The following is a 24,531-nucleotide window of genomic DNA, read 5'->3' as shown; positions in this document are numbered from 1 at the left end:
CGCTTGTGCAGGTTGTTCTCGCCGTCCATTTCTATAGCTTAATACTCGAACCTTTAACGAAGCTTAAACATTCCGATAACATTCCGATAACATTCCGATAACATTTCGTTAACATTTGGTAAAAAGGCACCGGCACCTGATTATCTGCATCTTTGCTTAAGACATTGCTTCAAATTGCTTCATTAAATAGGTAAAGCGACGGTTTCGGTAAAAAACAGAGCCCAAGCGATAGGATCGCTTGGGCTCTGTTTTTTATTAGGTCGGAATCGATATCAAAAATGTGGTACCTTTACCTTTTTCACTATCGACTTCAATGGTTCCCTTCACTTTATTAATTGTACTGTATACCATGAGCATGCCAAGGCCCGTTCCTTCCTCTTTGGTAGAGTAATACGGCTTACCGAGACGTGATATTTCTTCCCTTGTCATTCCAATTCCGGTGTCCCGAATACTGATGATAATATGTTGCTTTCGTTCTGATATCTCAATATACAATATGCCTCCGCCGTTGTCTTTCATCGCTTCAATACCATTTTTATATAAATTAATGAGGCATTGTTGGATTTGGTTCCGATCATAATGTTTCTTTAACGAGTTATTAAAACTAAATATGACCTCTACTTTATGGATAGAGGCGTATGGCATAATAATATTTTTGGTATACTCGACTTCCTCACTCATATTCGAATACACCATATTCTCGGATTGTGGTTTGGCAAAAGAGAGATAATCACTGACTATTTTCTCCGCTCGTTTAAGTTCCTGCAAAGATAATTCAATAAATCCTTTTTCCGATTGTGTGATGTTTTTGGATTTATTTAATAGCTGTAGAAATCCACTTGTTACCGTGAGTGGGTTTCTGATTTCATGGGATACACTTGCCGCGAGTTCACTAACGACATTTAGTCGTTCCGATTGAAGAATCCGGTCACGATTTTTAATATTCGTAATGATCTTTTCAATTAATATCATAATGACGCACATTACCCCAACATATGTCATCACAGCATTAAGCGTGAACATCCAGAATTTCCGATCTAATGGCATGAAGGAGGTTAACGTATATAGATAAATGAGGATATTTAGTAATGACGTCAAGCAAGCAGTGATAATTCGCCCTTTAGAACTTAGTCTCAGAAACCACTTACTGAGAATAGGAACTACAATGAAGATAACCGATGAATAAACGAAGGAACGGAACGTACCCTCTCCCCCTACGTAGAATCGATACATGTTCAAGATGAAATATAAAGGAAAAAGATTCTTGTATCCTCCAAAGAGAGCCACAATGATCATAGGAACATATCTTAAATCGAATATAAATCCAATTTCAAGTTTAATGGGTTTGGCCATACAAAGGCACATTGCCACAGCCGACAGTAAAACAAGTACCCTCTTATTATAGGCATATGCTTTATTTTCAAAAAAAATTAAAAATATGACAACCGGAAACAGTAAAAACAAGAAATTCAACAGTAAAGTCTCTAACAAGGGGATAACTTCCTTTCAACCTTTTACTACTAAATGTCTAAATGCAGTTTTTGGGTTCTATGTAGAACATTACGCTAAGCTCATATTATAAGTAAAGTTAAACATGTTAACTATGTATTTCATAACCATTTTTAGATTAATCCAAGAAAAAAGCATCCGATGGATGCTTTAAGGTTTATTTATAATGAATACTTGTTGTCCATGTCTCATCTATTCGCTACGTTTAAAATTCCTCATCTTGCAGATCAACGTCATCTGGCCTATATCGGTATTTATTCAGATCTATTATCCCATTCTCATCGGGTATAGCACCCTCATCGCTTAGATATAACGTCTGCTTGAAACGAGACTCATCATCTTTAATTGCAATTTCTCCTTTGGCATTAACAACTCTATGCCACGGCAGATTATAAGATTCGCTCATTGAATGCAAAATCCGTACGACCTGCCTTGCGCCTCTTGCACTTCCAGCTAGCTTAGCAATTTGACCATAGGTCATGACATAACCAGCCGGAATGCTACTTATAATTTCGATAACTTTTTTTGTGAATGGCTGCATTGTCACAGGTCAAGTACCACAGAATGTTTGATAAGGCTGGCTAGACGGAACTGGTAAAGTAGAATAATCAGCCTGTTCAGGAGAGTAGGCATAAGGATTCGCAAGAACCGAAAGAAGCCGCTCCATCACGCTATAATCACCTTGCTGCACTGCTGCTTTCAGCGCCTCTTCAACCCTATGGTTGCGAGGAATAATCGCTGGATTCCTTCTGCGCATCAACTGATGCGAGGCGTCTTTTGTTTCTTCTTGCTTCTCTAATCTCGCCTGCCACTGTTCATACCACTGGGCATATTCAGGAGTGCCTTGAAGGACTGAATCCTCCATTGTACCCATCGTTAACGAACAGAAGGTATTCGTATAGTCTGCGCGGTATTTCTGCATTATGCTGAGTAGGTTCTTAATGAGGGATTCATCCTCTGCATGTTCGCCAAAAATCCCCAGTTTTTCCCTCATTCCTCCCAACCAATGGCTGTAATACTGCTCGGCAAAACCACGGATTGCATCCTCAGCTAACTTGATTGCTTCTGCTTCATCGTCATGGAGCAGAGGCAATAAGGCCTCAGCAAATCTTGAGAGATTCCAAGCACCAATCTGCGGCTGATTACCGTAGGCATAACGACCACTCGTGTCAATGGAACTGAACACAGTTGCTGGATCAAAAACATCCATGAAAGCGCAAGGCCCATAATCAATGGTTTCCCCGCTGATGGCCATATTATCTGTGTTCATTACACCATGAATGAAGCCAACCAGCTGCCACTCTGCAATGAGCTCCGCTTGACGGTGAACTACTTCTTTCAGGAGAGATAGATATCGATTCTCATCAAGGGCTACTTCTGGGAAATGTCTTTGCAACGTGTAGTCAGCCAAGACCTGAAGATTCTCGCCAGTACCCAATTTTGAAGCATATTGAAAAGTTCCAACTCGCAGATGACTGGCAGCCACACGGGTCAAAATCCCTCCCATCTGCCTAGTCTCACGAATGACGGCCTCACCGGTCGACACAACAGCAAGACTACGTGTAGTCGGAATACCCAGTGCATACATAGCTTCGCTGATAATGTATTCGCGCAGCATAGGTCCAAGCGCTGCTCGGCCATCACCGCTCCGGGAGTATGGCGTGACACCAGACCCTTTGAGCTGGATATCAAACCGTTCACCTGTAGGTGTGATCTGTTCACCAAGCAGCACAGCCCGGCCGTCGCCTAACATATTCAGATGTCCGAATTGATGTCCTGCATACGCCTGAGCAAGCGGAAAAGCACCTTCGGGAATCAGGTTGCCCGCAAGCATCGCTACGCCATCTTCACTTTGCAGAACCGACAATTCCAGCCCCAGTTCTTGAGCCAAAGGAGCATTCAAGATCATTAACTCTGGTGATTGTACAGGCGTCGGAGGAAGTATAGAAAAAAATGGCTTTGGCAAAAGAGCATAGCTATTATCGAAATTCCAACCTGTGTCTATCATTTCATTCTTCTCTGACATGGTATGGTTATCTCCTTCATTCGTATGAAGTATCATCATTACATTCATACAACAGAATTCGTATTTAATTTTCCCTTACGTCCCTCTATTATATCTCCCACAACTACGTGCGTCCTTAACATTTTTGGACTAGTCATGCATCTAACTAAGCAAAAAATGAGAAGATGCCCACACATATCATCTTTTGTGGAACATCTCCTTTTCGTGATTATGGATTAGCTTTTCAAGAAGTTCGGTTGTGTAAAATCAGGGTTAGGATACTTGTAGAAGCCCTCGCCCGTCGCTCTTCCTAGTTTTCCTTTATCCACATACTCTGTTTTCAATGTCTCAGCTATTTTTTTGAACGTTGGATCTCCGGAAGATTCCGCTTTAGCAAGTCCAATATTATAAGCAGTATTGATTCCTACCACATCTAAGATCGCAAAGGGACCCATAGGTGCGCCTGTAGCTACCATCCATGTTTTATCGATGGTCTGTACATCAGCAACCTCTTTTACTAAAAGCTGTTGCGCAGCATCAAGCAATGGAACTAATAACGAATTCAGAATATAGCCCGGCTGCTCTTTATTTAAAGGTAAGGCCACCATTCCAATAGCTTTTGCAAATTCAATGACGTCATTGAACACATGGGTATCCGTTCCCGGATGCTTCATGATTTCTGCCGTATTGTTCTTCCAAATTTCATTGGCAAAGTGTAACGCTAGAAATTTCTCCGGTCTGCCTGTGGCTTCAGCAAATTGGCTTGGTAATAACGTTGAGGAGTTGGTTGCAAATACCGTTTCTTTAGGAGCTACCTTCCCTAATTCCTTATAGAAATCCAGTTTCATTTGAACGACTTCAGGAATGGCTTCAATAACGAGATCTGCTGTTGCAACGGCTTCTGATAAATTAGAATGATATGAAATCCGTTGATACGCCTTATTGACTTCATCCTCTGTAGCCTTTAAATCCGCTTGATAATGAGGCTTCAACTCCATAATTCTTTCTTTGGCACGATCTAATGCATCGTCATTAATATCATAAATGGATACATTGAATCCTTTGAAGGCAATCTGATAAGCGATCTGACTGCCCAGAACACCACTACCAGCTACTGTTATATTTGTATAGTCCATAACTATTCTCCTTTTTAAATAATTGAAGACCATTCTTAATATTGTAAAGATTCCCACACTTAAGAAAACACATACACTTTAGACTCTTATGCTACATATTTACCCATCAATAACTAACTATGAATAGGAGGAAGAATATATTAGCATACAGAAACGGCATAATAACGTTCTTCACAAAGAAAAGCCCCTCCAGCTTTACGAAGCGGAGAGGCTCTTTCGCATGTTTTCTAATCTTAAAGCATCTGACCATCCCAGCATGCTGGAGGCATGTGCTCCATCTTCATATCTTCTTACATTTCTCTAACTGTCTTAGATTGCACATTTACTTTATTGCTTTCCTCCGTGGCCTGACCCGTACGTTTAATGAAGAAAGAAAGCACTAGACCCACAATTCCAATTCCAATAATAACAAGATATGCATCGTTAATACCCTGAATAGTCGCTTCCATTGTCATATGCTTCATCGAAGAAGTTCCACCTGCCACCATCATATCCTGAAGATGGGTTTTGGTACTGCTCGTCATCACCGTGATGAGTAAAGAGGTACCTATCGCCCCTGCCACCTGTTTGATGGTGTTAGAGATAGCGGTACCATGTGCATTTAGTCTTGCGGGCAGTTGATTCAGACCAGCCGTCGTAATCGGCATCAAGAACATGGCCATTCCGAACCGTCTGCCTGTGGACATCAAAACTAAATACGTATAACTCGTGGAATCCGTTAAATTAACGAAGCCAATTGTGGTCATAACCGTAATAATTAAACCAATAATAGACAGCCACTTCGCTCCAAACTTATCGAACAGTCTTCCTGTCACTGGCATCATAACTCCCATCAGAAGCGCGCCAGGGAGCATTAAGAGTCCGGACTCCATTGCTGTGTATCCACGCGCATTCTGCAAATACAATGGAAGTAGCATCATATCTGCATACATCACCATTGTGACCGTAATATTGATAACGGTCGTCAGGGAGAACATGCTGTATTTAAACGCTCTGAGATCGAGAAGCGGGCTCTTGATAACCAATTGTCTCCATGTAAACAAAATCAAAGAGAGCACGCCTGCAACAAGAGTAAGAACCACTTCCGCGCTTGACCAACCTTTGCTTCCAGCGCTACTAAAGCCATACAGAACAGCGCCGAAACCAATTGTTGAAAGAATAATGCTCAGAATGTCAATCTTGGGATAGCTTCGTTCCGTTACGTTTTTCAAATAAATAAAGGCAATCACAATTACAATTACAACAAACGGGAGCATTCCATAAAACATCGTACGCCATGAATAATGCTCCATAACGTAACCAGCGAGCGTTGGCCCAATTGCCGGAGCGAAAATAATAGCAAAACCAACCAAACCCATCGCGGCTCCACGCTTGTCAGGTGGGAATACAGTCAGGATTACAGTCATTAGCAGTGGCATAATAATACCTGCTCCGGCTGCTTGAATCAGGCGTCCAACGAGCAGTGCGTCAAAGCTTTGTGCCATAGCCGAAACAATTGTTCCACCTAAAAAAATAATCATAGATGTCTGGAAGAGCTCTCGGGTCGTAAACCGCTGCATTAGAAAGGCGGTGATCGGAATAAGAACCCCGTTTACCAACATATATCCGGTCGTCAACCATTGGGCTGTGGACGCCAGTACATTAAAGTCAACCATTAATTCGGGTGTTGCGACGCTCATGATCGTCTGATTCAAAACAGCAATGAACGCACCCAGAATCATAACAAACAACAGAGGTCCTTTCTTAATGGAACTTCTGTCAAAGGCTACACTTGTGCTCAACTTTCTCAATCCCTTCGATTTCAACATAGAGTTAATTAACATCATGTTGTATAATAGACTCAACGTAAAATTATAATCAGCTCTCTTGTATTTCACAAGCAACACATTTCCGATAAATGTGTATTAATTTACATATAGTCCATATTAATTGCCTAGCACAAATATAATTTACAATTTGAACGAAATAGTCGTACACAATATTTCGAGGGAAAGGAACTACAGTCCATGGCAACAACATCACCGCGTACGGATCCGCGTGTACTTCGCACGCGCCAGTTGATTCGAGATGCCTTTATTGATTTACTGCAAGAGGTTGAATTGGAGAAAATAACGGTGAATCGTATAGCAGAACGCGCTACCATTAATCGTGTGACTTTCTATCTTCATTACAGGGATATTTCAGATTTGCTGGAGAAAATGGCCGATGAAATGGTTCATGAAGTTCATGCTATTTTGGAGAATTCTTCGAGTCAACCCCATTCGGATATGGATTCGTCCATCATGGTCAAAATGATTGAGCATATTGAGGAAAACTCTAAATTTTACAAGGTGCTGTTAGCTTCAAAACGTATACCTGTATTCACAGATCGTCTTACGAAGTTATTCGTTGATGTCATTACAAGCAGGACGGAAACAAAAGAAGCCGCCCTATCTGGTTCAGATGTAAATGTTCCGAAAGATATTGCAATCTGGTACGGCTCCTCTGCTTTCATCGGTACCATTATCTGCTGGCTTCGTAATGATATGCCCTATACACCTCATTTTCTGGCCAAACAGCTTGCACAGTTGTTCCGAATATCTCAAGATACTACCCATGTTTGAGCGTTTATCGGAAAGAGCGTTCGGTTCAATATTGTCCTTGTTATCAACACAAAAGGCACCTCGAAAGGTGCTTTTGTGTTGAGCTATATTCTAAACAACTTCTTTCTCTAATCCGCGAACAAACATCTCAAAGTTTGGAGCCAGCATGGTAATCTTGTAATGATTTTCTTTACCCACATGAACAACCTCTGGTTCGCCGTCATTACCGGATGAACGGTAATCCAGCATGACAACCCCAGATTCAGAAGGACATTCACAAATCACTACACCAATTTCAGGATAACCACCATTCTCAATGACGTGCCGGCTGCCTAAGTCCCCACATAGTGAATTTCTCTTCTCTCGGCCAATGCCCAGGATAGCGGAGATCGTAACAGCGTCTGCCTCAGAAGTGGCTCCGACGATTGGAAAAATTCGATTATGAGGGATTCCCCCGTTATGTACCTTCATCATTTGAATATAAAAAGCAGGCAGCACGAAGACTAGTTCTTGCTGTACCGAATCAATCAGATCGTCTGTAGGCGGAGCCATAACATATTTCTCAAATGCGTATTCACTGTCTTCCCAGAAGTTTGCGAAATCGGAATCAGTAGCAAATTTAGTAATTAACTCTGGATTCAACTCTACAGGGAAATCTTCTATAGGTTTCTGGACAGTTTTGTTCCGTATCCATTCTAGGAACTCCAAAGTATCCTCATCACCCGGCTCTAACGTATCTGCTATGTTAAATTCCCTCTGGGCATTATCATATTGTTCCAGATAATAATAGGCCAGTCCCATACGGTAGTGCCAAAGGGGATCATCCTCACCCTCTGCTGCAATGATTAAGAACTGCTCAATGGCCTCTTCGTAACGTTCAAGATTACTAAGTGCTCTGCCCAAATGACTGATCAGTACATAATCTCTGTCTTCAGCAGGAATTTCCATAATGGTATCTACAATTTCTTCATACTCATCTTCTTCATGCAGCGCATCCAGCTTTGCTAAAAGATCATCACTCATCATGTATGCCTCCCACTCTATACTCTTTTTCAAATTATACCATTACCGGTATAGTGACTCCAGTATGGGTAAGCATACTTAAGATAATGTTCTCCCTCTATTCAAAAATGACTGACATACCTACCTTAACTCTCTACAAAAAAAGGAACCCATGCGTTCTAAAAACGCTGGACTCCTTTTGGTGCGGCGAAGAACTCCGCGCCCTCTATGAAATATCTCGCCACTTATTCGAGAAAGCCTTTCTTGAAAATGTCGAGCAAGTACTCAAGCGTCGTCGGATCGCTGTACGAAGATGCTTCCGTGTCGATCTCAATAACATGCTTGTTTTTGACTGCGGGGATATTGTTCCACGTCTCAGTCTTCATGAACGCATTATCAACCTTGGAGCTTCTGCTAAGAACGAGGAAATCACCGGCGTAATCGCCGAGCACCTCAGGAGATAGTGTATAATATCCGGGGCCTAGTGCGTTGGTTTTGACCTTCTCAGGCATGTTCAGCCCCATCGCTTGATACAGTACTTCAGTACCGCGCGCCCAATTGTTGCCGAATACATAGAAACTCTTCGCATCCGTCTCGAAAACGGACACGGTCACGTTGTCTCCGTACTTTGTCTTAATCTCCTTACCTATCTCAGCAGCGCGCTTTTTGAAGTCGTCGATCCAGGCCTGAGTCTCCTGCTCCTTGTTCAACAGCTTTCCGATTTCTAGCTGCTGACTCAGATAGTCCACTTTACCCCATGTATATGCAACGGTTGGTGCGATCTCTTTGAGCTTGTCTAAATTCTTACTGTCAGTGCCGGCAATAATAAGGTCAGGAGCCAGCTCAATAATCTTTTCCAAATTGTCTGGCGAAACAACCTTCACGCCTGCCAGCTTGTTTGTGAACAATGGGTTCTTGTTCGTCCATTCATCAACACCTACCAGCGTTCCGTCAAGCGATAGCACATTTGGTGCATTCGTCAGTGCGACGATACGTTTGGGATTGGCTGGAACCTCTACGGGACCAGACTCGGACTGATACGTTTTAGTACTGGCGTTCGAATCGGATACCGTGTCAGTATTGGTAGCTTGGCCCGCATTTGACGAGTCCGAAGCAGCCTGTTTGTCGTTAGCAGCTTGGTTTCCGCATGCGCTGATTACAATCATCATCAGCAGCAATGGAAGTAAAAGCATTTTCTTCATGTACACTCCCCTTATATTGATAATGATTATCAATCTCACATAAAGCTTACTTTATCTTTTCTTGATCCGGTTGTCAATAGGAACTGCTCTTTTCATCATTCACAGAAAAACCCCTTCGGGAGAACAATACTTCCGAAGAGGTTTTTCGTTTTTAGATGATCGTTGTTAGCCTATACTATGTCCGGCGCATATACGCACGTACCGTAATAGGAGCAAAAATAGCTACAATTACCGCAGCTCCGATTAGTGAGATGCCTAAATCCCAACCGGCGGTGCCAGAGTTGGTAAGATCTCTGACGGCAGTAACGAGATGCGAAATCGGGTTGATCTTCACAAACCACTGGAGCCAGCTAGGTAAGGTATCCGCTGGCACAAATGCATTGGACAGGAACGTGAGCGGAAAGAGCACGATCATCGAAATCCCCTGTACACTTGAAGCCGTACGGGCAATGACGCCGAAGAAAGCAAAAATCCAGCTGATCGCCCAGGAGCACACGATCACAAGCAGCGCGGCAAGAACAACAAAGCCCAGACCTCCTTCCGGACGGTAACCCATGACATAGCCCATAGAGAATGTAAGAACTGTCGCAATCGTATACCTTATGGTGTCTGCCAGCAGGGCCCCAGCGAGCGGCGCAATCCGTGCAATCGGCAGCGACTTAAATCGGTCGAACACTCCCTTATCCATGTCCTCTCGAAGCTGGACACCGGTGACAATGGAGGTCGTAATAACGGTTTGCACGAGAATACCCGGAATGATGATGGGTAAATAGCTCAGCACATCTCCGGATATGGCTCCGCCAAAAATATAAGTGAACATTAAGGTGAAAATGATTGGCTGAAGCGTGACGTCGAACAGTTGCTCAGGTGTACGACGAATCTTCAGTAGGCCGCGATAAGCCATCGTTAGGGAATGGCGAACCGATTGCCTGAAGCTCGTTTTGCTGCGCAGGTGACGGCGTTCAATTGGGGTAATCGAAGAGTTGTTCATGCTATTACCCCCTCTGATTTATGGGAATTGGTTGATTCATTCTCTTCCGCCCCATGACCCGTAATGGTCAAGAATACTTCATCTAGGGTCGGCTTCTGCACGCTTAACTCTGCTAGGGGGATTCTTGCTTCGCGCAGGGCGATAAGCAGATCTGTCACTAGGTCAGCATCCGCCATTGGGGCTGTAATTTTTGCACCTTCTGGTGAAACAGCTGACTGGACTTGAAGCACCCGCTCAACGGTTTGACGAGCATGTTGAATATCTTGCTGATTCTGAATGCTCAAATGCAAGGATGATGTACCTACGGATGCTTTCAGTTCATTCACGGTGCCCTCTGCGACCACTCGGCCGTGATCAATTACGGCAATTCGATCGGCCAGCTCATCTGCCTCCTGCAGATACTGCGTCGTTAACAGTACAGTAGACCCCGTCTTTACCAATCTACGGATCGTATCCCACATTTGGTTACGTGTTCGCGGATCGAGTCCAGTAGTCGGCTCATCCAAGAAAAGCAGCGGCGGCTGGGCGATAAGGCTTGCAGCTAAATCTAACCGGCGACGCATACCGCCGGAGAAATTTTTGAGCGGACGCTTCGCGGCTTCCGTTAAACTGAATTCCTCCAGCAGATCTGCTGCTTTGCGCTTTGACTCCACGCGGCTAAGACCCAGAAGACGTGAGAATATGATTAAATTCTCTGTCGCGCTAAGCGACTCATCAACGGAGGCATATTGACCGGTTACTCCGATCAGCTGACGCACGATATTAGGGTCCTTCGCCACATCATATCCGAAGATGCGTGTCGTTCCTTCGTCTGCCCGCAGCAAGGTTGCCAGCATCCGGATGGTGGTGGTCTTCCCTGCCCCATTCGGACCCAGCACGCCGTATATCGTACCTGCACGTACGTTCAAATCAACGCCATCCACCGCACGATTATCCCCAAAGTTTTTGACGAGCCCACGCGCTTCAACAGCCCATTCGCCGCTCGCCGTTTTTTGTTTCGTTCCGTTCACATTCTTCATTAAGAACCCTCCCTCTTCGTATTACTATAATATTCATTAACTAATTCAAACATGGACCTACGCCGGAATATAAGCTCCGTCTCGGGACTGATTTTTTTATGTTCTGCTTTTACAAAACTAAGCACGATTACCTGTAAGCTGCTCCCTAAACTGTCTACGTAGGGCATCATAAGACGCTTTTATGAACTGAATATGAATTGCGACCGAACTTCAACATCTTCACAAAAATAAGCTTAGCACCGTGGACTTTATCCAAACGATTACTAAGCTAGATGAGGAGGCGTATAACTTATCCTTACGATAGTTCTGTACCCGTATGGTTCCAGTTCATCTCATAATATATAAAGAAAAAGCCACTCCTATTATGGAGTGGCTTTTAACTACCTAAGCTTCATTCCGTATCAATTTCTTCTGATTTCCACTTACAAAGTTTTGAATATACTCCAATTGCTCTTCACTAGGCAATGTCTTCTGTACCTCGTTATATCTAGCGACAGCCTTATCCAGAGAAGATTCTTCACCCACAATTTCCCCGATCTGAATAAGCTCATCCATCCAGCTCCACAATTCTGCATGTGTTTTTGGATCCTGATGCCCTGTCACATAGTAATCAACATCATACTTTTTAATTTTATCTAGTAAGACGGTGAGTTCATTCAGGTCATAACTCCATTCTCCGCTATAAAAGTCCTGATAGATGCAATCGCCTAGAAACATGACCTTTTCATCAGGGATATATATAATGGACGAATCCTGTGCGTGAACTCCTCCAACATGCTCCACGATACAGCGTACCCCGCCTAAATCCAGTTCGATTGTGCTATTAAAAGAAATATCTGGCGCTTTGAGCTTTAAATGATCCTTGTGGGCATTTCAAGTTTAATCATACTACTGCAAAATTCAATCTCTTCACCAGTCTCAACCCGGGAATCCAAGGAGGCATCATCCCATGTTAGAGTTTTCAAATATTCTATTCTGTCTTTCGTTTGATTATGACTAATCGATAATAGCTTCATCGTATCCATACCGAAAATATGATCCCAATGCCAGTGGGTAATGACAACGAACTTCACCGGTGCGATATCTATTTGCTCAACAAGATTAAGGAAGTCCCTTGCATGAGCAGGTGAATTTCCTGAATCTACAATTACGCTAAAATTCTCCCCACAAATCAATCCTAGCGTCGGACGGTCAGTCTCGGAATACTGCGGCATATAGTACACTTTATCTGAAAGTTTTTTTAGCATTTACAATACCTTCTCTTTTGTTATTTTAAAAATCGAGTTACAAGCAGACACATTATTTTATTATACCCTCTTGTTTGAAGTTATTAAAATCCAATACCTAACTCCTTTAAATTCTTGTAACCCCGTACAAATTTCGAAGGATAAAAGTTAAAGCTAATGGACAGCCTCATTCATTTTCCTGTATCTAAATTCTATATTCTTAGGCAAGGCACAGCTATAATTTCTCAATGGCCGTAGCACGTAAGGTCATTGCCCAAAATAGAAGAGCTAAAGCACTAACAGACGCCCCAAGCAAACATACCCCGCCCCATCCATAATGTGCATATATATAGGTTGATGTGATGGATCCAATAGCACTGCCAATAGAATAAAAAACCATGTACCCCGCGGTGAGTCGACTACGTGCCTCTTTGCGTAATGCGAAGATCATACTTTGATTCGTGACATGCACGGCTTGCACTGCCAAATCTAGAAGAACAATGCCAATGACCAATGTGATAAGCGACTGTTCCGTATAACTAATAAATAGCCATGATATCAACAATATAATTAAAGCTAAGCCTGTCGTTCTTTGTCCATAACCTCGATCAGCTAGCTTCCCCGCCTTTGCTGCAGCTAATGCTCCGGCAACTCCTGCGATACCAAACGCCCCAATTGCAGTATGTGATAGTGATAAAGGCGGAGCACTAAGAGGCAGTACAAGTGACGTCCACAAAATGCTGAAAGCTACAAAAATTAGTGTTGCCAGAATAGCGCGAATGCGAAGTATTCGTTCTTGTACGAACAATATCAACACCGACCGAAGTAGCTGGGGATAGGACAATGATTGTACCTCACGTTCAACATTTGGCAACACTCTACATAATCCACATACCATAAGAAACATTAGTGCAGCAGAGACCAAATATACGGAACGCCAACCCGCAAGATCTGTTAATACTCCTGAAATGGTTCGCGCAAGAAGGATACCAATCACGATCCCACTAGTTATCTTACCAACGACACGTCCTCGCTCGGCAGGGGCAGCTATTGTCGCCGCGAACGCCACAAGAGTCTGCGTCACAACGGCAAGCAGTCCCACTAAAGCCATACCAACAAATAGTACCGAGCTAGAGGTGGCAGTGCCAACGATAACTAGAGCTATGACGGATAATAGCATCTGACCTATAATCAATCGGCGCTGATTGAGTAAATCTCCTAGCGGTACCAACAGCAGCAGCCCTACTCCATAAAAGATTTGAGTGATGGTAATGAGAATGCCAAGGGTTGAATGCTCAATACCGAACTCACCCGACAGATTATCGAGTATTGGCTGCGCGAAGTAGATATTGGCAACGGATATCCCGCAGGCAGCCGCAAACAATAGTGTCACATAGCGAGACATGGAATCATGAATCGAATCTGATGTGGTAGTCCTCCCTCGTGACGAATGCTCCTTTACGCTGGCATCGACAGCCACTTTTTCTTTAGCGTCCTTCATTTTACACTCATCTCTTTTCTATTAAGCTTGAATACCTTCCTCAATAACTTACCGATCGGTATGTTATTAAGCCAAGTAAACTTACCTCACAAAATAATCACTGTCAATACATATGTTGAAATTATACAGTGTAATTTTTAATATATGAGCTTTCATTATCAAAGTAAATCCGTTTTAATTGACAGTATACGTGGCCAAATGTAAAATAATAATATACTGTTTGGTAAATAAAATGTAATGATTATATATCATCGGAATTATTTATACGTTAAGGTAAGCCGAGCGTGTACGAGGGGGTTGATATCATGGGACGAAACCGTGAATTTGACGAAGAAAAGGTATTAGACGCAGCAATGCAACTATTTTGGGAGAAGGGATATGAAGCTACCTCATTAAGCGATTTAACTTCCAGAATGGGAATTCAACGACCCAGTATATACTCTGCCTTTGGTGACAAGAAAGAACTGTTCGAAACTGCGCTACGTAAATACACGATGTCCCATGCTTCTGATGTCCGCACTAGACTTCAGAGTAAACCATCTGTAAAAGAAGCATTTCGCACTTTTTTTGAAAGTGTGGTTGCTGTAGAATATATGGAAAGCCCCAGCAGAGGATGCTTTTGCATCAATACCATGGTCGAGCTTGCTCCCCATGATGAGAAATTTGAAATCCTTACGAGAGAACATCAAATGTACCTTTCAGTCCTATTTCAAGAAACCATTGAACGAGGAATACAATCAGGTGAGCTCGAGAGTCGTGTAAATGCGAAGGCTTTGTCACAAGCGCTAATCGTATCACTAATCGGACTAACCGTAATGTTGAAAGCCCGTCCCGAGCGATCATTTGTTGATAATACAATAGAGGTAACACTTTCATTGCTCGATTAATTTGGGGTGAGTTCAATTCGATCCCAATTCGATCGGTATCACACTCCTTTAAAATACCAAAAGACCCCTCGCGAGGGGTCTTTTACTTTTCATGCGAACCAATTTAGAGAAAACTCTGTTTTCCAAAATATTTTTCAAACTGATATTAGACTTTGATGGTCCTACTTAATTAGTTTCCACACTTCTGCTTTATTAGGAAGTTCATTTTGTGTCCACCATTTAGCTTCATAGGAAGCACCATTATATTGTACTTTTGTTCCACCTACGTAAGCTTTTTTGGCATCCCACTCTGGATAATGATCTCCAGCGTTTTCGCCTGCTCCCCCTTCAATTGCCGTCTTCACGGTAAAAGGGGATGAGGCCTGCGATTTAACACCCGTGCTATCTAGAGCAATTACTGTAAATACGTACGAGGTATTGGCTGAAAGCTTCGTTACTTCAAATGATGTGGTTGTCGACGTTCCAAGCAGCGTGTAATTCGAAAAAATTTCATACTGCGTAGCTCCCGTTGGGGCTGTCCACATGAGTGAAACGCTTGTCGGTGTCGTCTTCATCGAATGAACACCTGTGGGCGCTGCAAGCCCTGTAGTTCCTTGACCTGTATTAACAATTAATTTCCATACATCCGCTTTACCAGGAAGCTCATTTTGTGTCCACCATTTAGCTTCGTAGGAAGCACCGTTATATTGTACCTTCGCTCCACCCACATACGCTTTCGTGGAGACCCATTCTGGTTCGTATTACCATTGCCATTGCCATTGCCAGTAACGGATGTAGTAATTGTTACAGCTGGAGAAGCCTGTGATTTCCCACCTGCTCCGTCAACAGATCTCACCGTATACACATAAGCTGTGTTGGCAGTTAATCCTTGATCTACATATGAATTTGTTGGAGAAGTTCCAACGAGACTACCATTACGATATACTTCATAATTTTTAATTCCTGTTGGCGCTGTAGAAGCTGTCCAAGTTAGCGTTACGCTTGTAGCAGTTTTGTTCGTCGAGCTAACATTTGCAGGCACTGTCGGACCTTGCGCTGTACCACTGCTCACAATGTTTGCATCGATAACCTGATAGAAAGCATTTGGAGTATCTGCAATGTCCCATACGCCGAGGATCAGTTGATATCCTGTACGGTCGGCTGGAATATTACATTGATGCGAAGTCGAAGGATTGGGTTTCGCTCCCTTATCATCAAATGAGCAGAGTAGCTCAATATCATTACGACCAATCGGTTTATTTGGGTTCCAATTTGCTTTAGTAATATAATATTTCCAGTTTTCTGTTGCATGAGCAGCCGTTAGTTTCCAGGTGAATGTATTGAGTCCGGTTTGTAGCGTTACTTTTTTCCAACGATCGGACTTCTGTTCATAAAGCTCTTTAAAAATACCCCCGCCCGTGATTTGTCCATCTACAGGACCTGTAGTCGGGAAGTTACCCGTCGCTTCAATGCTTTGCGGTTCATACTGAACAGCACCACAATTCGTATTCTCACCTTGCTTACACATATAAGCCCGGCTTGCTGGTGACTCGATATAACCGTGAGCGGATGCGCTCTCTGAGAATACTGTTAAACCTAATAAACCTAGTATAATTGCTGAAAAACCAACCAAGAATACTTTTAACTTAGAAGATAATTGAAGATTAAACCGTTGTGATATCATTATTTCTCCCCTTACTCATTCTTTTTAGTGAACTAATCTTGATAGACAAAAAAATTGAAGAACATACCAATAATATCCCTAAATCGGAGATTTGAGTATAGGCTAGAAGTACCCATCCTTCTATTTTGTGAATTGGCAAAATAAAAAGAGACATCCTAATTGGATGTCTCTTTCGTAACAGATATAATTTCAATTACATTGCGGTTAATCCGCCATCGATGACAAATTCAGAACCTGTAGAATAACTGGATTCGTCAGATGCAAGGAAGAGCACTAGATCTGATACTTCTTCGGATTGAGCTAATCTTCTAAGAGGAATATGTTTTGAAAATTCCTTGATTGTCTCAACTGCATCACCTTGTGTAACCATTGGTGTTTCAATAACGCCTGGGTGCACAGAGTTTACACGGATACCCAGCGGTGCTAATTGAAGAGCGGCTGCCTTGGTCATTCCTCGAACAGCGAATTTCGTATCGGTGTAACCAATTGCTCCACCAACTAATCCATTCATGGATGAGATATTTACGATTGAACCTTTTCCAGCTTTTTTCATTGAAGGAGCAACTGCTTTAATGCCAAGGAATACAGAAACCTGATTGATTTCTACGATTTTGCGGTAGTCAGCTTCAGTCATATCAAAAAGAGATTTGCTCATGCTGATACCTGCATTATTTACAAGCACGTCGATCGAACCAAATGTATTTTCTGTTTCAGCTACAACGGTTTCCCAGTCAGCTGCTTTTGTTACATCTTGTTTAACGAATTTTACATTTTCGCCTAGTTCTGCTGCTAAAGCTTGTCCGCCCTCTTCATTTAAATCCGTAAATACAACTTTTGCACCTTCACTTACAAATTTACGTACATGAGATTCTCCCATGCCACGTGCTCCACCTGTAATGATGACTACTTTGCCTGTTAAACGATCCATTTGAAGGTCTCCTTTATTTAAATACTTTAATTTAAGTACTTTATTTCAATTAAAGTATACTACAATTAAGATAATATTCAAATCCTAGTGCTTCCCTGATTGTTTAACTTTTCCATAAAATAAAGAAAGTTTAGCTACTTAGCCCCAAAGTGATATGAGCAAGCTTTTGAATTTCATCTTTAGACACATTATTCCCTATCCACGTAGGTATTCATGCAGGAAAATGAAATGATATTGTGTAGCCCTAAATTCAAATCATTTTCATTAATTATTGAGCTGTGTAGCCCCCATCAATAACGACAGCTTGTCCGGTAACACTCTTCGCTTTATCACTAGCCAGGAACAGTGCATAATCTGCAATTTCGCTAACATCTAACAGCTTCTTCTGAGGAACTAAAGGAAGAAGAACTTCTGCTAATACATCCTCAACGGGTACATTACGGGTTTTGGCCAAGTCTTCCATTTGTCCCCGTACAAGTGGCGTATCCACATAACCTGGGCATAATGCATTGACTGTAATACCATGCTCAGCACCTTCAAGAGCTGCTACTTTAGTCAATCCAATTACACCATGTTTTGCACTGTTATATGCTGCTTTACCTGAGAATCCAACCAAACCATTAATAGAAGAAATATTAATAATACGTCCAAAACCTTGCTCTTTCATAATTGGAAAAACGGCTTTCGTCAGCATGAAAGGAGCTATCAACATAATTCTGTGCATTAACTCAAACTTTTCAGTTGGGAATTCTTCGATTGGAGATACATATTGTAATCCTGCATTGTTGATTAAGATATCAACTCTGCCGTAGGTATCTTTAGTGACCTTCACTAAATTTTGAAGTTCTTCTTCTTTCGTTACATCGGCTTTAATTCCTATGGATTCATAGCCCGATTTTTTAAGTGATTCTGCTGATTCTTTTACCGTATCTTCATTAATATCGGAAAGAACCACTTTAGCACCATTTTTAGCAAAATATTTACCGATTTCAAAACCAATTCCGCGAGCTGAACCTGTAATAATAACGACTTTATTCTCTACCATAGTGAATTTCCTCCTATATATTCATAAAATGTATAATACGTATCCGTGTAAGGTTTACACTAAACCAAGCATACCCATCAGAACGCCTACTATTAAAGCTATCGTTGGTATTAGAAAAGCGACTACAAATACATCTTTATATGTTTCTTTATGTGTTAGCCCTGTGACTGCTATTAACGTTAACAAGGCACCGTTATTAGGGAATATCGATGCGCCTGAAGCAACAGCAGCAATTCGATGCAATGCATCAGGGCTTATTCCTGTTGTTAGTGCAGCGTTGTAAAAGGTTTCTCCGAGAGTCGTAAGTGCGATACCCATACCACCTGAAGCTGATCCGGTAATGACCGACATAATTTGTACAGAGAGAGCCTCTGCAACTAATGGATTACTTGAAACATTTAGTAACCAAGTTGTAATATGATCGAATGCAGGGACCACGGCTATAACCGCTCCGAAACCAACCGCAGCACTTGTATTAAGGATTGCCATGACAGAGCCTTTACCGCCCTCATTAATGGAGAAAATAAATTTCTTATAATCCTTATAATTAAGGATCATAATGCTTAATATACCGAGTAATAGAGCATAGATGGCTTCTAATTTTACAATGTTCAGGAAAATAACCACCACAACAAGTGGAATCAAGGAGAGTACCCAGTTTGGAGTTCTTTCTTCTTGTTTAACATCCATTAATTCTTTCTTAGGTTCCGTATATACGTCACCTCTAGCCGAAAACTTCTTCGCTCTGTAAGCTAACCAGAAGTATCCTCCAACTGCCATTATCAATGTCGTTACAATCCCGATAATATACCCTGATGTAGGGGAAGTATGAAAATAATCCATGGGTATTAAGTTTTGAATCTGTGGTGTTCCTGGCATGGATGTCATTGTAAACGTAAATGCTCCCAGCGCAAAAGTTGGGACAAGTAATTTCCTCGTAATATTCGCTTCGCGGAATAACTGAAGAGCAATTGGATAAATGGCGAACACGACTACGAATAAGCTCACTCCACCATAAGTCAGTAATGCGGAGGCGATTAATACGCCCAGTATAGCTCTCTTCTTACCTATTAACTGGGTTACTTTTTTGGCAACGGATCTAGCGGCTCCTGTTTCTTCCATTAATTTACCGAAAACAGCTCCCAGTAAGAAAATAGGGAACCACTTCTGTACGAAACCAACTAAACCATCCATATAGGTTCCCGTATACGTGTTAAACACATCTAGTCCGCTCATAATCGCAACTACGCCAGCTGCTAATGGTGCCACCCATATAATGGACCATCCAAAATAAGCTAAAACCATTAATAATATCAAGCCAACAACAATACTTAACAAAAGAAATAACCTCTTTTCATTCTCTTCTCAATAATCCCAGTCCTATGATGTTTTTGGTTATGGCCTAATCATGTTCAACATCCCTTCTTCTTGTATCGTAAGAATGAAGTTAAGCAGGGGCATGTTTCTCATATCGTCGCTGCTGGTATCATGAATGTTCTTAACCGTACGTACGGACTATCCAGAATGAACTGATTAACAATCCCTGCTAGTGTACATCTGAGTTATTTATTTGTAAAATGAATAAAAGTAATACATATTATGCTTATTAAGAATAAATAGGAGATCGTTATGGAGCTAAGAGATTTAAAATCGTTTATTGAAGTAGCTAATCACAAAAGTTTTACACATGCGGCAGAGCACTCCTTCTTAACCCAGCCTTCTTTAAGTAAATCCGTCAAAAAACTTGAACATGAACTGGGTGTAGAGCTATTCGATCGCTCAACCAGACACTTATACCTAACAGACGCCGGCCATATTGTGTACCAACAAAGTCAGAAGGCTTTTGCAGCATTGTCAGAGTTGAATGTACTATTAGATGATTTAAGAAACATTGTCGTTGGCGAAATCAAAATAGGAATTCCGCCACTGATTGGTACGTTATTCTTCCCTAAAATTGCTCAACAGTTTTATAAAAAATATCCAGATATTTCTCTTGAGTTGGTTGAGCTTGGTGCTAAACTCATCGGACGACTCATTGAGGATGCCCAGATCGATGTGGGAATCGTCGTATTACCAGCTGATGAAACAAAGTTTAACGTTGTTCCGTTTATTCAAGATGAATTCGTATTGTTTATTCACAAGGATCACAACCTAGCCCAGAAAACCACCGTTACTTTGCAAGATTTAAAGGACGAAAAGTTTATTTTATTTACAAATGATTTCACCTTACATGATTACATTATTCAAGCTTGCGAGGGACAAGGATTTACCCCTTCTATTTCTTATCAGAGTTCGCAGTGGGATTTGATTATTGAACTTGTATCCTCAAGATTGGGTATCACATTACTTCCTAAATCCATTTTTGATCGACAAAATAACAAAAATATTAAAATGATACCGCTCGAAAATCCAACCCTGTACTGGAAGCTTGGGGTTATAACCAAAAAAGACGCCTACCAGTCCTTCGCTTTAAAAGAATTCTTGAACATGTTATTCACTGAATTCACCTGAAGGGATACAAAAAAGAGTGTCTGAAAGTCCAATGGACCTTCAAACACCCTCTACATCTCATCTTCTATTTGTAATGCTTTATCAATTCAATAAATAGCTGGATTGCTTCTGGAAAAACATCTTCATCAATATCAAATTTAGGATGATGATGAGGATATTTACTTTTCTCTCCACGCATACCCACATATATAAATGCACCCGGTTTTTCTTGTAAATAATACGAAAAATCTTCTGATCCCATGATCGGATCGGCTAGCTCAAAGACTTCATCTCCAAATGTTGTTCGAATAATTGATTCGACAAACTCCGTTTCCCTTGGATCATTCACGAGTGGCGGCGTTCCAACGATAAACTCCACGGTACTCTTCGCACCAAATCCGCTACATATGCCATCTGTTAATTGAACGATTTGATGCTGAATAATCGAGACAGCCCCAGGCGATAGCGTTCGTATGGTACCAATTATTTTTGCAGAATCAGGAATAATGTTATAGGTTGTTCCCGATTCAATCTTTCCAACAGAAATCACGCTTGCTTCCATCGGATTCAACATGCGGCTTACAATGCTTTGTAAGGATTGTATAACATAAGATGATACATATATAGGATCAACGGTTTCATGCGGCATAGATCCATGCCCACCATATCCCTGTATCGTAATTTCAAAGTCATCCACCGACGCATCATTGAACCCGGTCTTAATCCAATTTTCCCCTTGTCCATTCCATGCCATAAGTGAATACCAAAAATAGCATCAACATCTTCTAATACACCCTGCTTGATGAGCTGATCCGCCCCACTAGGGGAAATCTCTTCAGCAGATTGGAATATTAATAGGATATTAGGCTCGATTTCCGCTGCATGCTGAGAGATCCATTCCGATACGGCCAATAAAATAGCAGTATGTCCATCATGACCACACATATGTGCCACACCAGGGTTTTTCGAAATATATGGCTTGTCTCCTTCTTCGGTAATGGGCAGGGCATCGATATCCGCTCGCAAAGCAATTGTTTTGTTGCCCTTCGTGCCCTTAACAAACCCAACAATACTAGGAGGCTGAAAATCAAGGATTTCAATATTCAGTGCTTCAAGTCGTTTTCGAATAAATGCACATGTTTCATATTCTTCACCTGAAAGTTCTGGGTGTTCATGAAGAAACCTACGATCTTGAACGGCCTGTACAACTAAATTTTTATTCAACATACACAAATCACCTTTTCCTTAAAACGGTCCGTAATGAATTAATTGAGCAATAATCAATGCAATAATCGCAATAATAAACTGTATAATGAAGAATGGCAGATACCATTTGAACCACTTCCCGTAGGAAATACCCCCGACTGCAAGTGCAGCAATAATATTACCTGTTGGGAAAATGCTATTTGAAATCCCATCCCCAAACTGATAAGCAAGAACGGATGTTTGTCTGGTCACACCAATCATATCTGAAAGAGGAGCCATTAATGGCATTGTAAGTGCAGCTTGCCCGCTTCCAGACGGTACAAAAAAATTCATGACTAATTGCAGAATAAACATACCCACAGCTGTAAGCGTACCAGGTACACTACTTAAAAGATTAGATGCATGGTACAGAATGGTATCCATTAAGCCGGCTGTATTGAAAATAACTAGAATGGCTTGCGCAAAACCGATAATCATGGCGCCACCAAGCAAATCTTTGGCTCCCGCAATAAAGCTGTCGGCGATAGTGGAGGGCGACATTTTCCCTAAAATGCCCATAATTATGCCAAACATAAAAAACAAACCAGCAATCTCTGTAATATACCATCCGTATTTCATAACCCCAAAAATTAAAATAATATAGCTCAGAAGGAAAGCCATAAGAACCAACTTATGCTTGGTCATCATCTTTTCATCTGAATTCGCTACTGCCTTCACTTCGCCTTGTTTGAATTTACCGTATACACCTATGGATGGATTCTTCTTGACCTTTGAAGCATACCGATATACATAAGTAGCGGCAGCTAAATACAGTACAATAAAAATAATAATTCGAAAGCCCATTCCTGAGAATGTGGGTAATTCAGCAATTCCTTGAGCAATGCCCACCGTGAAAGGGTTCATAACTGCTGCTGTAAAGCCGACTGATGCCCCTATAGTAACCATGGCAAAGCCTGTCATAGCGTCAAATCCTAAGGCAACGGTTAGTGGAACAAGAATTGCAATATATACAAGTATCTCATCGGACATCCCCATTAATGCACCCGCAAGGGCAAAAAATAACATTAACACGGGTATTAACAATTTCTCACGGTTTGCCATCTTGCGTGAAATCATAGCGATAAAAGCATCCAGAGCACCCGTAGCCGTAAATATGCCAAACGTTCCTCCGATAATTAATACGAAGAAAATGGTTTTGGCCCCATTTACCATACCTGAATGAACACTACTGAAAATATCTAATAATCCAACGGGATTAGCCTCAATATAATGAAACGAATTAGCTTGAATCACACTTCTTCCGTCTACTTCTACTCGATCAAACTGCCCTGACGGAATAATATACGTCAAAATAGCTGATATAACGATTAGACAAAATATTAATACATACACATTAAAGCTTTTTGCCTCTTTCTCTTTAAGTTCTAGTTGACTCTCATCTAAGCTGCTCATCCTTAAGCTCCTTATACCATGTTATAATATTCGTTTTTTCAAAACAACTAAGCCTGTATCATTAACGACATTTAATAATACATTTATATTTATATTTATACAATAGCGTAAGCAAGCATTTTTCTTCCAAAAATACGTCACACTGCTATGTTTACACTTATGTGTAATTCAAAAAAAGCCACTCCAAGGGAGTGACCTCTTTATATTAGACTCATATTAGTTCTGAGCAGAATAACGGTGTGAACCTTATTTGTGATGTGAAGCCACGACTTGATAAATCGTCACCTTGTTGCCAATGATAGGTCCATTCGCTGCTGCAGCTTCATTTGATGGATGACTACCATGACCAGAGCTTGCAATTGCCTCCTTCGACCCATGGCTATGGCCGTGAGCGGAGGAAGTTGGAGATTGATGCACATCTACATGTTCTGCGGAAGCCGCTGCCTCAGCACGCTTCGCATGAGCATGGCGGAACGAATCACTATGCGCCCATGCTTGAAAATCTGATTCTTGCTCCCATGTTGTGCAAACACGAATTTCTTCATTTCCTTCTGCATTCGTTGCATGCAGGACATCCATTCGCACAAATCCAGGGAAGGTATGTACGCTCTTAGGGGAACGGAACCTTTCCAGAACAGCTTCACCAAACCCAGCTTTCACTTCAATTCGATTCTCTACTAGTATCAT

At 41.7% G+C, this 24,531-nt stretch carries 22 protein-coding genes and 1 pseudogene; 3 read left to right on the top strand and 20 right to left on the bottom strand.

The annotated features are described in order from the left end of the window. Positions 1–255 precede the first annotated feature (255 nt). The 5 genes from JCM16418_RS10890 to JCM16418_RS10870 all read right to left on the bottom strand — a co-directional run bounded on the left by JCM16418_RS10890 (position 256) and on the right by JCM16418_RS10870 (position 6,458). Positions 256–1,464, bottom strand: a complete 1,209-nt coding sequence (locus JCM16418_RS10890) for an ATP-binding protein (protein WP_373280707.1) — start codon at positions 1,462–1,464, stop codon at positions 256–258. 250 nt (positions 1,465–1,714) lie between these two features. Further along, on the bottom strand, positions 1,715–2,050 hold the full coding sequence (locus JCM16418_RS10885; protein WP_036648898.1) for an MGMT family protein: 336 nt from the start codon (positions 2,048–2,050) through the stop codon (positions 1,715–1,717). 9 nt (positions 2,051–2,059) lie between these two features. Continuing rightward, positions 2,060–3,535 carry a protein adenylyltransferase SelO gene (locus tag JCM16418_RS10880; protein ID WP_036648656.1) on the bottom strand — a complete coding sequence of 492 codons (1,476 nt, stop codon included), beginning with the start codon at positions 3,533–3,535 and terminating at the stop codon, positions 2,060–2,062. 215 nt (positions 3,536–3,750) lie between these two features. Next, positions 3,751–4,650 (bottom strand): 3-hydroxyacyl-CoA dehydrogenase, encoded by a 900-nt coding sequence (locus JCM16418_RS10875; protein ID WP_036648654.1) that lies wholly within the window; start codon positions 4,648–4,650, stop codon positions 3,751–3,753. A 290-nt stretch (positions 4,651–4,940) separates the two neighbouring features. Further along, positions 4,941–6,458, bottom strand: coding sequence for a DHA2 family efflux MFS transporter permease subunit (locus JCM16418_RS10870; protein ID WP_052020220.1), 1,518 nt, complete (start codon positions 6,456–6,458; stop codon positions 4,941–4,943). A 198-nt stretch (positions 6,459–6,656) separates the two neighbouring features. Between JCM16418_RS10870 and JCM16418_RS10865 the strand changes: the two genes are divergently transcribed. Beyond that, positions 6,657–7,253, top strand: a complete 597-nt coding sequence (locus tag JCM16418_RS10865; RefSeq protein ID WP_036648649.1) for a TetR/AcrR family transcriptional regulator — start codon at positions 6,657–6,659, stop codon at positions 7,251–7,253. A 90-nt stretch (positions 7,254–7,343) separates the two neighbouring features. Here JCM16418_RS10865 and JCM16418_RS10860 read toward each other — a convergent pair whose 3' ends face one another. The 7 genes from JCM16418_RS10860 to JCM16418_RS10835 form a co-directional block, all read right to left on the bottom strand. Then, positions 7,344–8,255, bottom strand: coding sequence for an SMI1/KNR4 family protein (locus tag JCM16418_RS10860; protein WP_036648647.1), 912 nt, complete (start codon positions 8,253–8,255; stop codon positions 7,344–7,346). A 224-nt stretch (positions 8,256–8,479) separates the two neighbouring features. Then, complete coding sequence (locus JCM16418_RS10855) at positions 8,480–9,436, bottom strand: iron-hydroxamate ABC transporter substrate-binding protein (RefSeq protein WP_036648645.1); 957 nt, start codon at positions 9,434–9,436, stop codon at positions 8,480–8,482. A 175-nt stretch (positions 9,437–9,611) separates the two neighbouring features. Further along, entirely contained in the window at positions 9,612–10,427 is an 816-nt protein-coding gene (locus JCM16418_RS10850) for an ABC transporter permease (protein ID WP_036648643.1), read from the bottom strand. After that, positions 10,424–11,446, bottom strand: a complete 1,023-nt coding sequence (locus JCM16418_RS10845) for a daunorubicin resistance protein DrrA family ABC transporter ATP-binding protein (RefSeq protein WP_036648640.1) — start codon at positions 11,444–11,446, stop codon at positions 10,424–10,426. The genes JCM16418_RS10850 and JCM16418_RS10845 overlap by 4 nt, the downstream gene beginning before the upstream one ends. 384 nt (positions 11,447–11,830) lie before the next feature. Further along, entirely contained in the window at positions 11,831–12,229 is a 399-nt protein-coding gene (locus JCM16418_RS25830; RefSeq protein ID WP_242403789.1) for an MBL fold metallo-hydrolase, read from the bottom strand. A gap of 68 nt (positions 12,230–12,297) precedes the next feature. Next, a complete protein-coding gene (locus JCM16418_RS25825) occupies positions 12,298–12,693 on the bottom strand; it encodes an MBL fold metallo-hydrolase (RefSeq protein ID WP_242403788.1) in 396 nt (131 codons plus the stop codon). Positions 12,694–12,907: 214 nt separating this feature from the next. After that, positions 12,908–14,077: an MFS transporter gene (locus JCM16418_RS10835; protein ID WP_052020219.1), complete on the bottom strand. Its 1,170-nt coding sequence runs from the start codon at positions 14,075–14,077 to the stop codon at positions 12,908–12,910. A gap of 401 nt (positions 14,078–14,478) precedes the next feature. Between JCM16418_RS10835 and JCM16418_RS10830 the strand changes: the two genes are divergently transcribed. Then, positions 14,479–15,060 (top strand): TetR/AcrR family transcriptional regulator, encoded by a 582-nt coding sequence (locus tag JCM16418_RS10830; RefSeq protein WP_036648638.1) that lies wholly within the window; start codon positions 14,479–14,481, stop codon positions 15,058–15,060. 161 nt (positions 15,061–15,221) lie between these two features. On the opposite strand, the gene JCM16418_RS25820 is transcribed toward JCM16418_RS10830, so the two are convergent. The 5 genes from JCM16418_RS25820 to JCM16418_RS10805 form a co-directional block, all read right to left on the bottom strand. Next, positions 15,222–15,767, bottom strand: a complete 546-nt coding sequence (locus JCM16418_RS25820) for a carbohydrate-binding protein (protein ID WP_242403787.1) — start codon at positions 15,765–15,767, stop codon at positions 15,222–15,224. Next, positions 15,671–16,723, bottom strand: a complete 1,053-nt coding sequence (locus tag JCM16418_RS10820) for a lytic polysaccharide monooxygenase (protein WP_242403786.1) — start codon at positions 16,721–16,723, stop codon at positions 15,671–15,673. Before JCM16418_RS10820 ends, JCM16418_RS25820 begins: the two co-directional genes overlap by 97 nt. A 193-nt stretch (positions 16,724–16,916) precedes the next feature. Continuing rightward, positions 16,917–17,651 (bottom strand): glucose 1-dehydrogenase, encoded by a 735-nt coding sequence (locus JCM16418_RS10815; RefSeq protein ID WP_036648635.1) that lies wholly within the window; start codon positions 17,649–17,651, stop codon positions 16,917–16,919. 268 nt (positions 17,652–17,919) lie between these two features. Further along, positions 17,920–18,696 (bottom strand): 3-hydroxybutyrate dehydrogenase, encoded by a 777-nt coding sequence (locus JCM16418_RS10810; protein ID WP_036648633.1) that lies wholly within the window; start codon positions 18,694–18,696, stop codon positions 17,920–17,922. Positions 18,697–18,750: 54 nt separating this feature from the next. Continuing rightward, positions 18,751–20,034, bottom strand: a complete 1,284-nt coding sequence (locus tag JCM16418_RS10805; RefSeq protein ID WP_036648631.1) for a GntP family permease — start codon at positions 20,032–20,034, stop codon at positions 18,751–18,753. Between the two features lie 291 nt (positions 20,035–20,325). Here JCM16418_RS10805 and JCM16418_RS10800 point away from each other — a divergent pair, with 291 nt between their 5' ends. Beyond that, positions 20,326–21,207, top strand: coding sequence for a LysR family transcriptional regulator (locus JCM16418_RS10800; RefSeq protein ID WP_036648629.1), 882 nt, complete (start codon positions 20,326–20,328; stop codon positions 21,205–21,207). A 64-nt stretch (positions 21,208–21,271) separates the two neighbouring features. Here JCM16418_RS10800 and JCM16418_RS10795 read toward each other — a convergent pair. The 3 genes and pseudogenes from JCM16418_RS10795 to JCM16418_RS25815 form a co-directional block, all read right to left on the bottom strand. After that, a pseudogene (locus JCM16418_RS10795) lies at positions 21,272–22,413 on the bottom strand (M20 metallopeptidase family protein). Positions 22,414–22,431: 18 nt separating this feature from the next. Then, positions 22,432–23,844: a YfcC family protein gene (locus JCM16418_RS10790; protein ID WP_036648627.1), complete on the bottom strand. Its 1,413-nt coding sequence runs from the start codon at positions 23,842–23,844 to the stop codon at positions 22,432–22,434. A gap of 246 nt (positions 23,845–24,090) precedes the next feature. After that, entirely contained in the window at positions 24,091–24,531 is a 441-nt protein-coding gene (locus JCM16418_RS25815) for an antibiotic biosynthesis monooxygenase (RefSeq protein ID WP_242403805.1), read from the bottom strand.

The organism is Paenibacillus pini JCM 16418 (assembly GCF_000576305.1).
GTDB lineage: Bacteria > Bacillota > Bacilli > Paenibacillales > Paenibacillaceae > Paenibacillus_AQ > Paenibacillus_AQ pini.
Note: the sequence above shows the minus strand (reverse complement) of the source record. Positions and strands in the feature narration are given on the sequence as shown.